The 12,938-nt window shown below is 29.9% G+C and carries 13 protein-coding genes; 4 read left to right on the top strand and 9 right to left on the bottom strand.

The features are described 5' to 3' along the window. Together G319_RS09320 and G319_RS04990 are read right to left on the bottom strand one after the other, a co-directional pair. Positions 1-296 (bottom strand): hypothetical protein (locus G319_RS09320; protein WP_026389486.1); only part of this gene is annotated, 296 nt, incomplete at its 3' end. Positions 297-446: 150 nt separating this feature from the next. Further along, positions 447-563 carry a PTS transporter subunit EIIB gene (locus G319_RS04990; protein ID WP_084514133.1) on the bottom strand — a complete coding sequence of 39 codons (117 nt, stop codon included), beginning with the start codon at positions 561-563 and terminating at the stop codon, positions 447-449. 194 nt (positions 564-757) lie between these two features. Between G319_RS04990 and G319_RS0102155 the strand changes: the two genes are divergently transcribed. Both G319_RS0102155 and G319_RS09315 read left to right on the top strand, forming a co-directional pair. Then, positions 758-1,522 carry a MurR/RpiR family transcriptional regulator gene (locus G319_RS0102155; RefSeq protein WP_026389485.1) on the top strand — a complete coding sequence of 255 codons (765 nt, stop codon included), beginning with the start codon at positions 758-760 and terminating at the stop codon, positions 1,520-1,522. A gap of 80 nt (positions 1,523-1,602) precedes the next feature. After that, a complete protein-coding gene (locus G319_RS09315) occupies positions 1,603-1,956 on the top strand; it encodes a hypothetical protein (protein ID WP_026389484.1) in 354 nt (117 codons plus the stop codon). Positions 1,957-1,985: 29 nt separating this feature from the next. On the opposite strand, the gene G319_RS09310 is transcribed toward G319_RS09315, so the two are convergent. Next, positions 1,986-3,347 carry a glycoside hydrolase family 1 protein gene (locus G319_RS09310; RefSeq protein ID WP_026389483.1) on the bottom strand — a complete coding sequence of 454 codons (1,362 nt, stop codon included), beginning with the start codon at positions 3,345-3,347 and terminating at the stop codon, positions 1,986-1,988. An 88-nt stretch (positions 3,348-3,435) separates the two neighbouring features. Next, complete coding sequence (locus G319_RS09305) at positions 3,436-4,263, bottom strand: hypothetical protein (RefSeq protein WP_026389482.1); 828 nt, start codon at positions 4,261-4,263, stop codon at positions 3,436-3,438. A gap of 141 nt (positions 4,264-4,404) precedes the next feature. Between G319_RS09305 and G319_RS09300 the strand changes: the two genes are divergently transcribed. Next, positions 4,405-4,689, top strand: a complete 285-nt coding sequence (locus tag G319_RS09300; RefSeq protein WP_156902671.1) for a hypothetical protein — start codon at positions 4,405-4,407, stop codon at positions 4,687-4,689. A 52-nt stretch (positions 4,690-4,741) separates the two neighbouring features. Beyond that, on the top strand, positions 4,742-5,545 hold the full coding sequence (locus G319_RS09295) for a phosphatase PAP2 family protein (protein ID WP_156902669.1): 804 nt from the start codon (positions 4,742-4,744) through the stop codon (positions 5,543-5,545). A gap of 22 nt (positions 5,546-5,567) precedes the next feature. Here the strand turns inward: G319_RS09295 and mnmE are convergent, their stop codons facing one another. From mnmE to G319_RS09290, 5 genes are all read right to left on the bottom strand, one after another. After that, positions 5,568-6,926, bottom strand: coding sequence for a tRNA uridine-5-carboxymethylaminomethyl(34) synthesis GTPase MnmE (mnmE, locus tag G319_RS0102125; RefSeq protein WP_026389479.1), 1,359 nt, complete (start codon positions 6,924-6,926; stop codon positions 5,568-5,570). Between the two features lie 59 nt (positions 6,927-6,985). Continuing rightward, positions 6,986-8,251, bottom strand: a complete 1,266-nt coding sequence (gene serS, locus G319_RS0102120; RefSeq protein WP_026389478.1) for a serine--tRNA ligase — start codon at positions 8,249-8,251, stop codon at positions 6,986-6,988. A gap of 132 nt (positions 8,252-8,383) precedes the next feature. Beyond that, positions 8,384-8,992 (bottom strand): LemA family protein, encoded by a 609-nt coding sequence (locus tag G319_RS0102115; protein WP_026389477.1) that lies wholly within the window; start codon positions 8,990-8,992, stop codon positions 8,384-8,386. 1 nt (position 8,993) lies between these two features. Continuing rightward, positions 8,994-9,932 (bottom strand): hypothetical protein, encoded by a 939-nt coding sequence (locus G319_RS0102110; protein WP_026389476.1) that lies wholly within the window; start codon positions 9,930-9,932, stop codon positions 8,994-8,996. Positions 9,933-10,099: 167 nt separating this feature from the next. Further along, the gene (locus G319_RS09290; protein ID WP_026389475.1) at positions 10,100-12,904 is read right to left on the bottom strand and encodes a P-type ATPase actuator domain-containing protein; all 2,805 of its coding nucleotides are present in this window, start codon (positions 12,902-12,904) and stop codon (positions 10,100-10,102) included. Positions 12,905-12,938: the final 34 nt, after the last annotated feature.

The following is a 12,938-nucleotide window of genomic DNA, read 5'->3' as shown; positions in this document are numbered from 1 at the left end:
AACATTCTTAATTTTTTATTTAATTCTCTTGATTTATTATCATGTTCTTCTTTTGTTATATTATTATTTTTAAATTCTTTTTTCATAGAATCTAGTTCAGCTCAAGTTTTTTGAATTTCAGCATACGTGTTATCTCAAGCAGCACGATGAAAACTAGAATTTTTAGTAAAATTTAGTTCAAATTCTTGGCCAGTTTTTTTATTTTTGAGTTTTCTGGAAATTGTAGTTTTAATTATTTCAGTAGTGTTTTCTAAAATCTCCAAATAATTTGCTTCTTTTATAAAAAACAATGGCATCGCCCCCCTCGTCCTAAAAGTTCATATAATTCTATTTTTTATGTGTTAGTTAAACAAAACAAACAATCACATATTAAATTAATTGCTTTTTAAAAAGAAAAAAGCAGTAAACTTAATTACTACTTTTTCTCAAATAAAATTTTGTGTCACCTATGGGGTACATTCTCTTCTTGTCATACAGTGGAAAAATGATTCAATGTTATCATATCCACCTAGTGCTTCGAATAAGTGTTTCGCATCTTTGGCATAATCCTTTTTCTTTGCCATATTTGCCCCCTTATTTTGTTTTGTTCTTCTAATATATTATTAATAATTAAATAGAACATTTAACATATCTTTATTATTGCTTTTTAATAAACTCAAAACAATATTAAAATATCAAGTAGAAAGTACTTCTCAAAAACCAAAGTAACTTCTCCTTTATCAAACATTTTGTATTAAAATATTTTTTAGAGGTACTTATGTTTAAATCAATAAAAGAAAAACTTATATTAATTAAAAATTCATCTGAGAACAAATCATATAGTCTAATTGCTGAATATTTATTAGATTGTATGGAAACTAACAAAACTCCTAAAAGTATTGAAGCAGCTGAAAAAGCTTTTTGTTCAGAGTCTGTTGTAACTTCGTTTGCTAAGAAAAATGGTTATGAAGGTTTTAGAGAACTAGCCATTAGGGTTAAAGTGGAAACTGAATATTATGATTTTAATAATATTCATGTTGATAGTAATGGTGCAATCGCCAAAAGTAACTATCGAGAAATAGTAGATCAAAGTTTTAATATGATTGATTTACAAGAAGACACAATTATGCGTGCATTAAAGATGATAAATGAAGCTAAGAATATTTATATTGTTAGCTCTTATCAACAACTAAATAACACAGAATTATTTGCAAGCGAACTACAACTGCTTGGTTATAATGCGCATTTTAATATGACACGTAAATCTAATGCAGCATGAGTTAGTCGCTGTACTGAAGATGATCTAGCAATTGTTGTTGCATTTGGTTTAGATAACCAGTATGTTGAAAACTACTATGACTTATTAAAAGGTAAAACTAAGAATATCTTATTAATATCTTCTTCTTCGCAAATTCATAAGTTTGATGGATATAAGGAAGCGATTTTAGCAGATTACTCAAGCAGGGTAACGATTTTAGAATCTTCAAGAGCCACAATCATAAACTATCTATTTAGTTCAATGATATTTAAATTAGGAAAATAAAATAAGGGTGGCTATGTCGCCTTTTTTTAATAACTGTGTGTTGTGTTAAGATAATTTTGCAATGAGATAGAGAGGTTTTTATGGCAGGAATTATAATCGGAACTATATTTTCAATCCCAATTATCACATCAATCTACTATTTTGTAATGAAAGCCGCAGTTAGAAATGTATTAAATGAAAAGGAAAAGGAGAAATCAAAAATTGAATTCAGTGAAGGATACATTTTATTTATTAAATCATTAGAAAGCGAAAGAACTAATATCTTTTCTGAAAATACGACTCAAGAAGTTAAGTGAGAAAAGTGATTCAAAAGATTAGCTACTCTAAATTTAAAGAATGATGATTTTGAAAATGCCGTTATTTTGATTAACACACAAGAACAGGCTCAAAGAGATTCTGAAAATCAGGATATTGACGAAAAATCAGAAACATAAAAAACAGGCTATAAAGCCTGTTTTTTTTTCTATTCTTTATTTTCAATTAAATCTTTATATCAGAAGGCTGATTTTTTAAATTTTCTTGTTTGGTCATCTAAATTAACTTCGATTAAACCATAACGGTTTTTATAAGCATTCATAAATGATCAACAATCAATTGCAGTTCACATGTGATATCCGAAACATGCTGAACCTTCATCTAATCCTTTTTTAAGTCATTCTAAATGTTCACCAACAAAGTCAATTCTGTAATCGTCTTGGATCATTCCCGATTCATCACGATATTGATCTTCATTTTCTACACCCATTCCGTTTTCGGCAATGTATCAAGGAACATTGTCATATTCATCTCTGACAGCAATTGCAATGTCGTATAAACCTTTAGGATCAATTTCTCATCCTCTGAATGGGTTCATTCTTGCCCCTTCGGGGATGAATCTATCAACTGTATCTAATGCTCAAACAGCATCCTTGTTTTCGCGAGCTCTAATTCTACTTGGGAAGTAGTAATTAATTCCCATGAAATCAACTTTTGTTTCGCTTAAAATTGTTAACTCTTCTTCTGTGTATCTTGGAGTCATTCCATATTGTTCTAGTGTATCAATTAATAATTTACTAATTGTTCCGTTGTAGAAAATATTGAATGCCCCTCTATTCACATAAGCATCAAAAATTTTCTCGGCTAAAATAGTTTCTGGTTTATCATCAACTGCGTATGAATAGTTTCAATCAAAAACCATACCAATTTTTGCATGTTGTAGGTTTTGTTCATAAAAAACTTTAGTTACTTTAGCGTGAGCTAAATAGATTCCATAAGCTTGTTGTACAGCTTGTTTTGGATCATTTATACATGGGTAATGCGCAGAACCTGTATAACCATTCAAAACAGGGTTAAGTGGTTCATTGAATGTCACATAATAATCAACTTCATCTTTATATTCTTCAAAACAGAATTTTGTATATTCAACAAAACTATCAATTACTTCGTTTGAAGATCAAGCCCCAAGTTCTTGGGCTCACATCGGCATATCAAAGTGGAAAAATGTCATAAATACTTGGATGTTATTTTTCTTCATTTCCTTAATGTAATCATGATAGAAATCTACAGCTTCTTGATTTAAAGTTTTTCCATCCGGAAATAATCTAGCTCATGAAAAACCGGTTCTTAAACCTTCTAGTTTGATTTCACCAAGCATAGCTAAGTCTTCTTTGTAGTGATTCATGATATCACTTGTTAATTCCGGTCCAACTCCGTTGTAGAATTTTTCTGGTTGAATTTCATATAATTTATCAAATGTTAATTTACCAATTTCAGTTGTTCCACGGCCTTCAGTTTGCATTGAACTGATAGCTGCTCCAAATTGGAAATTTTTTGGGAATTTAATCATAGTTTCTCCTTAATATAATTATTTATATTCTTTATTATATTGAAGTATCTAAAATATTAAATACAAAAAAACAATTAGAAATATACTTCTACAATTGAGAAGTACTTTCCTTTTGTGTTCTATTCCCTTTGTTTATGATTTTGAATGAAATATTATTCAATGCATTCAAAATCATAAATGAGGCATAATGACCGGCAGTTATTCCAAATACCGATATTACAAAAACTGGTCATCCCAAAATATAAGGTGCGATAATAGGATATTTTCAAGTTGGGTTTTCACCAAAGTTACTTCCTAGGTCTTTGATGTAATCCATAACTTCAGAATTTCTTTCAAAGTTAGTCATAAGTAAGTATTTAAATAAGATAAACATCGCGTATGAAAACACTAGTATGGCTGTTTTCCATGCTTCATTTTTTGCCATAATAATATAACCGTGTTTTTCATTAGCAAATAATATGAAATATAACAAAATCATTAAAGGAATAACATAATGTCCAATGATTGATCGAATTGCTACAACCCCACTATAAGATCCATTGGGTTGGTCTCATAAATTATTTAGACTACCATCCATTAAAAACAAGATGCAACCAACTAAATTAAATACTAGTGTTGTATTAAGTCATGAATAACTTGTTTTAAACTCAAATCTTTTAAAAAGGTTTTGGTGTATTTTCATACAACCGAAAACAACGGCTATAGTTGTGGCTCAACAACTATATGCATCAAACTGGCCTAAAATACCATCATTAAATCAATATTGAAAGTTGTGTGTTCCATCACTTCCTCCAGGCAGATGTCACCCAGTTCCTCCATAAATAGCAAAAGCAATATCTTTCATTATTAATGAGCTAATACCGAGTATAACAATAGCAGATCAAAATAATAAATCAAAAATTTTATTGTTTCTCATAAAGTACTCCTCTATTCAAAATTATATAGATAAACATCTTTTTGCCAAATAAAAGTTCACTTGAAAAGTAAAAGTAATCTAAAAACACATTTTTTTATTATCGCCTTACAAATATATAAAATATTTCTTTATAATAAAAATATGACACTTAAAGTAGACAAAAAGAACTTATGAATCATCATACCGGTAGCCACGGTATTTATATTGACATTACTTGCATTTATTGTGAGTACTTTTTATGACCTTGAGATAAACCAATTCTTTGAAAAAGGAATGGGATATGAAGTAGTTAAATGATGAGTTGTATTTCTAGATAGAATTGGTTATTCTGAATTATTCACAACTCTGTTCATAGTAGTAGCTGTTATTGGTGAAACACTGGTTTTCTATTGCAAGAAAAAGAAAAAAACTTTTTTTCCAAGATAACCCTTGAGTAATATATGTTTTATACTCACTTTGATTTGCATTATGAATTTATATGCAGCTTCAACCAATCTTGAGTGCAAATAACTCAAATAAGGGATGAGGAGTTGGTTTCGATCCTAAGATGGTCGGAACAAGCAAATACGTAACTATTTCAGGAATAGTAATTATGGTTATCGAGGCCGCAATTCAAATAACTGCTTTCATTTATCTGAGAACTAAATTTTCTAAGCGCAAGGACGTTATAACAGGTAGATATTGAATCGCCTCTATTAAAATAATATCTTTTTCAATTATTTGTTACTTCTTTGTTATAACTCTTAAACAAGGTATGGGGCGCCCATACTACTACAGTTATGTTTACAATAGTCTTTGACCCGAAGCCAAATCTCTAGGAGTTAGTTATGATGACTTCTTCAATATAAATGGCAATAACTACTTCGGACAGGCAGAAGGTCCAGTTTTACGTTGATATGAAGTTAATGGAAGCTTCTGAAAAAATATTGGTAATATTTTTTCAGGAAAAGATCGCCACGAAGTTGAAAACCAAAGTTGAAATAGAGATTTCCCTTCTGGACATATGGTTTCAAATGCCAGTTTATTAGCAATGCTATGATTTGTTTTTGAAAAACGTGATGATAAAAAAATTAAGAAATTCATAATTATATATGCAATAGTTTGATTCATCTTTGAACAACAAATGAATATATCTCTAGTGGTATATAGATTCCACTGAATGACAGATACTACATTCTCATTTATGTTGTTAATACTTGTCTTTATATTCTTGGAGAAATTCAGTAATTACTTGATAATGAAGAATCAACAAAAAAACAAAATCAAAAGTAAGAATATTTAAAAAAACACCTCTCGGTGTTTTTTTATTTTCCTAAACAATATTTTCTAAAAATGTTGTCAATTATTTCTTCATCATATTGTTCACCAATTAGTTCATTTAAATAATTTCATGCGTCATAAAGGTCAACATTAACAATGTCGATCGGCATATACATCTTCATAGCATTTAAAGATTGTTCAACTTTATCCTTAACTTTTTCAATTAGACCTATTTGCCCTAAGTTAATTAAAACTAACTCATCACTCTTCATTATTTCTTCATTGATGTACATCGATTGAATTAATTCAATCAATTGATCAATATCATCATTTAATGCACTAGTAAAGATTGCTTCTGGATGCATTTTTATAATTTTAGCCATATCTTCTTCGTTTAATAGTTCTGATTTATTAACAACTACAATATGAGTTTTTTCTTTTAAAGCTTCAAAAATTTCCTGATTGTCTTTTTCATGAATATTAGATCCATTAACAACAAATAACACTAAATCAGCCTTATCAATTAAGTCACGAGATTTTTTAATACCTAGAGATTCAACTACATCTTCAGTTTTTCTGATTCCCGCAGTATCAATTAAATTCAAGGTAACATTCTCTAGCGAAATTTGTCCCTCAACAATATCTCTTGTTGTTCCTGGAATATCAGTAACAATTGCCTTATCTTCGTTCAGTAAAGCATTTAGGATTGAAGATTTACCCACGTTTGTTTGGCCAATAATAGCTGTTTTAATTCCTTCAACAGATTTGTTAGCCATTTTAGATCTTACAAGTAATTTAGAGACTTGGTCATAAATTGTTTGAAGCAATTTAGCTAAGTCTTCAGGACTTGACCCTTCAACATCATCGTAATCTGGATAATCTATTGAAACTTGGATTCTAGAGATGATATCCATAAGATTAGCTTTTAAATCAACGATAGCTTTGTTGTTTGATCCACTCATATTATCAACACCAATTTTTAATGCCAATTCATTAGTTGCATGGATTAGGTCATTAATACCTTCGGCCTGAATTAAGTCTATTTTCCCATTTAAGAAACTACGTTGCGAAAATTCACCCTTCATAGCCATTCTAGCTCCACAGTTAAGTATTAACCCAATTATTCTATTTGTGTTTAATATACCCCCATGACAAGCTATCTCAACTACATCTTCACCAGTGAAAGAATGTGGATTTGTATAAACTGTTAAAACAACCTCATCTACAAGAGTTTCTCCATCATACATTTTTCTAAGATAAGCCCCACGCTTTAGAGGAACATCTTTTTTTAACAAACTATTTGTGATCTTAAAAGCATCATCACCACTTATTCTAATCAAAGCAATGGCTTGTGTTGCTATGTTCGTAGCAGGGGCTACGATTGTGTCATTTATATTTGCCATAATATTCCTCCTCATTTATCTATTATTATACTAACAATTAAAAAAATAAGACATAAGTCTTATTTAATAAATTCTTGATTATTGAAGTATGGTCTTAAAACTTCTGGTAATACAAGTTTTTCACCATCTCAATAGTTTTCTAAGATAGCTGCGATTAATCTGTCAATAGCAACTCCTGAACCATTTAGGGTATGCACTAATTGTGCTTTCCCATTTTCATCTTTATATCTTGTCATCATGTTTCTTGCTTGGAAATCTTCGCAATTTGAAACAGAAGAAATTTCACGATATTTATCTTGCTCAGGGAATCAAACCTCTAAATCATAAGTTTTAGATGAACCAAAACCAACATCACCTGTACATAATTCAACAACTCTATAAGGTAAATTAAACATTTGTAAAATTGCTTCTGCGTCTTGAGTCATTAACTCTAATTCATTATATGATTCTTCGGGTTTAACTAGTTTAACCATTTCAACTTTGTTGAATTGATGCATTCTAATTAATCCTCTTGTGTCGCGCCCGGCACTTCCAGATTCTTGTCTAAAGCATTGTGTAAATGAAGTGTATTTAATTGGTAAAACTGATTCGTCTAAAATTTCACCAGCATGTAAATTAGTTAATGGGACTTCAGAAGTTGGGATTAGGTATTGCTCTCCAACTTTGTAAGCATCGTCACCAAATTTTGGTAATTGACCAGTTCCATACATAGCTTCTGCATTAACAATAACCGGAACATGCATTTCTGTATATCCATTATTTGTGTGTCTTGTTAATAAAAGATCGGCAAGGGCACGAACTAATCTTGAACCTAATCCAGTATAAATCACAAATCTTGAACCAGAAACCTTAACTGCACGTTCAAAATCAACCAGACCTAACTTAGTTGCGATATCTCAGTGAGGCATTGAATGTTTAACAATTTTGTCATCCCCTCAACGTCTAACTTCGGGGTTGTCATTGTCATCAACACCAATAGGCATGTTTGCGTTTGGCACATTTGGAATTTCTCTTAATTTAGCATCTAATTCCTCATTAACAATTTTCAATTCAGCATCAAACTTTTCAATATCAGCATTCATATCTGAAACTTGTAATTTAATCGTTGTTGCCTCGTCAACTTTTTTATCCCTCATTAATTCTCCAACTTGTTTTGATAATGAGTTTTTTTCAGCTTTAAGTTTTTCAACTTCTAACAGCAATTCTTTTCTTCTTTTATTTTTACCTACAACAAAATTTAAATCTTCAGTATAGTCTCCAGCTCTTTTATTTAATTGAGCAGTAACATATTCTAAATTTTGTTCAATATAATTTATATCTAACATTTCTACACCTCTTTATATAGAAATATTATATATCTTAAATAATGTTTTTTTACTATCCATGACACCAAATAAAGCAAAGAATGGCCTATTATTAGCCATTCTCTAGCCATTCTCGTTAGTCCTTGTTTAACTCTATATCCCAAGAACAATTTTAATATCTTGTTTTTGTTCCTTTGTAGCTTTGAAAAATGGTTTTGTAAATACCCCTATAGATTCAGCAACAACAGCAGTCGGTCAAGTTTGAACAAATTGGTTATACGCCGTTACATTAGCATTGTATATTCTTCTGGCCGAAGTAAGATCATCTTCAACCTCTCTGATGTTTTGTTGAAGATCTAAGATGTTTTTATTAGATTTCAATTCAGGATATGCTTCCATTTGTATACCAACATACCTCTGAATCGTGCTAAGTTTTTCATTAAGTAAGATGTTATCTTGAATTTTATTATCGTTAACTTTTATATTTCTAAGTTCAACTAGCTTAGTTAATAATTCTTTTTCGAATTTGATTGTTGACTTAACAACATCAACCAGCTTCAAAAGGGTGTCAGTTCTTTTTACAAGATGTACATCTATCCCACTACTAGCTTCGTATATTTTTTCTTGAAATCTTATAATGTTATTTCTTCTAGATATATGACTTATTAAAGGAATTATCAAAACAAATGAACCATACCAGATAACCTTTCCGGCCATGTTTGTTTTAATTTGCTTTTCTGTATTTTTTTCTTTGATTGGCATACTAATACCTCCTATTTCTTACAAACGGCTGACTAACTTCTAGTAAATTTTTCAATATTGAAACATCTTTGATAATTTTTTCACAAAATATTTGTTTGATTTGCACATTAGTATATCTTATTAGAACCTTACCTTTGTTTAATTCTCTTCAAGTTGGAAGCAAATCTGAAAAATCATAATTAGCATTCATAACACTATTTAGAACAGTGAAATCAATTCCTTCATAGTTTTCATATCCAACGGTTCTAATCCCTTCAATCAAGGAAGGCGTCAACAACTTTACTGCTTGATGATGATTGCCATCAATTATAAAGTGGTTATTAAATGAAATTGATTCTGTCAACAAACTTCCACTTTCAGTTTGTGAATTCCATCTTATCTTTATTTCGTGATTTCTTGTTTTGCTACCAATATTTCTTGTCAATATATATTTATTTGTATGAGATGATTTGAGATCAAAAAATGTATCTATTGAACTATAAACAGCAAATGCTTTATGTTCGGCTTTCTCAATCACTTCTAAAAATATTTCTACATTTTTGTATTTCAAATTTATTTGGTATTTATTACGAGCTAAAAATAAAACGTCTTCAATTTTTATCTCAGTTTCATCAATCTCTTCCAAATATAAATTATAGAAACTTGTTATATGTTCTTTAAAATTTTTCTTATGCAAAATCTTAACTTTTCTGATAATTGCCAAATCATTTTTAACCATAAAATAAAATGCAATAATCAAGATTAAAATAATGCCTGTTGGAATAAACCAAAATCCAGGCTTAAACACCATCACCACAATGAACTGTATTAAGGCATACAAAAATAAAACCGCAAAGACAATGTAGATAATTTCTAGTCTACGATATTTACTTATTAATATTCGATAGTTAAAATTACTATCTAAAAAATGCTCTAATTTCTTTGTAAAATCTTCAATCATTAAACCACCCCTTTAATTTATCTTCTCATTATTAACGGTGGTTTATAGTACTTAAAAATAAGTCGGTTGCTTTGTTATTGGTTTCTTTTTAGAACCTTCGTTTTATTAATATTTTTTTATAATAACGTCACGGTACACAAAAAAAATGAAGGCCTGAACCTTCGTTTTTATAATCAGTTTTTGAAAACTTTTACGTATGCTCGTTTTCAATATTCTTGAGTGAAGAATATTGCTGTTCAAGCCCCAATTATGTACACGTATCACTCTCAAACTCATCGACCATCAAGTTGACTATGAGACAGATCTAATGCAATTTCAGTTCCTGGTAATAATGGCAATACAAATGCTAATACAGCCACTGCAGAAAAGACAATTAATACTGGTTTTGCAATTGAAGCTTTGAAAACAGATTTGTAATGCGTTCTCATTACAAAGGCAAATAAGATGTTAGTAATTGTGTCTTCCAATCAGTACATAGTTTGGAATACTAACAATTCTCCACTACCCTCTTCAAATGATGTATCAATTGCACCATCCCTAATGTGTGAAATTATTTCTGGATGTGTCACAAATGAAATCATCAAGATATTGAATATTGAGAATAATTGGAATACTAAACCATTTCAAAGTGCGAATGGAATGATTGTCTCTGTTCGTCATCTAACTGGTTCTTTTATGTAACTTTCATCAATACTGTCGTAAATGAATGCAAACATAATTGTGTTGAATAATAAGTTCTGCATCAATAATTGTAAGGCACTCATTGGCTCTTCATTGATTAAGAACAATCCAATTAACAATTTAAATGTTAATGAAAGTGCTCCAGTAATTTTTAATTTAATGAATTTCATTAAGTTCATTAAAGATTTACGAGACTCTCTAATTGCAATCGCAATATCAGCAATCCCATTTTCTCTAATTAACAAGTTGGAACAATTTTTACCAAAGGCGTCACTACCATTTGTTGTGATACCAATATCAGCAGATAACAATTGAATTGAATCTTCAATATCTTTTCCTAAGAAACCAACCGTATGACCAAGAGATTGGTAAGCTTTAATAAGTCTTACTTCAGCTGCCGAATCAACATTGTAAAACATATTTGTTTTACCTAAACTTCTTGATAATTGAAGATCTGACATTTGAGCAATCTCGTCTCCACCAATTGGATCATAAATATTGAATTGTAAAATGTTTGAAATAGCTGCAGCATCATCTAAAGATGACTTTGTGAAGAATTTAACATCCACATTTTCTGCTTTAATATCTTTAATAACATCTTTAGATTTAGCCTTTGTTTTTAGCGTGTAGTTAATTAAACCTAAATAGATATAGTTTTTAGCAGCTACTGTTCTTGAGTTATCGTTATCAATTGGTTTGATCGCAATTCCAATTGATTCTATCCCCTTAGAAGTTAACTCAGAAAATGTTTCTTCGATTTTTTCTAGATTTGTCTTATTAAGATTCTCGTTTCCATTAACAGTTTCATATGTTGAACACTTTTCTAAGATATCTAGTTTATTCCCTCTAATGATTGAATATTTTTGCCCTTCAGCATCTTCAAAAATAGATGTTTTAATATTGTACAGTTGGTTTTCAAAATTCGAAACGAATTTAAATCTTTTGTTGATGGCATCTTCATGTTTTTTAAACTCAGCATGTTGTCTTAACAGATCCATTGTGTGTTCATCTAAGACAATGTCATTTTGAGTACACAAAATACCCTTTTCTAAAATTCTATTTACAACATTACCCTCTAAATCAGTAATTGATTTTAAGACTTTCTCCTTCTTCAAGAATATTTGTTCAAAATCAATTGCCAATACATCCATAGAACCGATGTTTTGTGCAACTGAAGTGTCTCTAGAAACAATCTTATTTTTATTTAAAGTATTACGTGTTTTTGAAAATGCTGATGTAAGAATCAATGGCAATGCATCTGGGGCAAGAGCCACAGCAATCGCCATAGCGAAGATTAACCCTTGCATTCATACATTTGCATCAGAAAACTCACCATGACCTGTCATGGCTCTTAAAACAGCAGATATAACGAAAATTATCGGCACGAAAACTGCAATTGTTGTAAGAAGTATTTTAGATACTTTCTTAATTTGCTTATTAAATGTTGTATCTGGTTTTTCATCTACTTCAACTTTTTTGTTGTATTCAAATAGAGTTTGGTCTTGAGTGTATAAAGTTAAAGCTCAAACCTCACCTCTTTTGATAATTGTTCCACGATATAAAATGTTTGATAATTCAAATGGTTTTTTGCTTTCGCTAACGTTATCAACAAATTTTTCAATAACTGTGTTGTCACCAGTAACTGGTTCTTGACTTACGAATAACTCGTTTGTGTGAATTATTTTACAATCTACCGGAACAATGTCACCTCTTTTGAAGTAAACTACATCTCCTTTGATAACTTTTGAAACATGGGTTTTTTTAACCTCATATTTCATTTCATCAATTACAGCTAAGAAATCTTCAGTAGTTTTAATATCTGGTTGATTTCTTAGCACTTTTATTTGTTCATCTTGTTCAAGCCTAATAGCTTTATTCTTTTTAAATATCTGATATGAGTTAAAGATTTGGAATGAAGTAGATAAACCGATTAAGATTAATACTAAAATTCCTCCAGCTAAATCAGCAATTCCACCAGTAATTGCAAACATTACAAAGTTATAAATAATGATAGCTATTAAAATAATTGCAAACACATCTTTTAGTGATGTATAAAGAGCTTTGAAAAAACTTCATTTTTCTTCGGTTCTACTAAAACGACTATCTGTTTTGTAGTCAACAAATTTTTGATCCAAAACTAATTTTTGTCTATTAATTATTTTTAAAGTTTGATCTGTAGAAAGGCTTGCAGATTTAACGATTTTCTTCTGACCTGGTCATTTAGGGTTTTTAAATTTCTTAATGTAACTAAGGTTTTTCTTGATGTCTATTTTTTTGGTTCTTTGTTTCATTTAAAAATCCCCTTTTCTATATAGTTTAATAATA

This window comes from Tullyiplasma multilocale ATCC 49900, from assembly GCF_000483165.1.
Lineage (GTDB): Bacteria > Bacillota_I > Bacilli_A > Mycoplasmatales > Mycoplasmataceae > Tullyiplasma > Tullyiplasma multilocale.
This window is presented reverse-complemented; position numbering and strand designations above follow the sequence as displayed.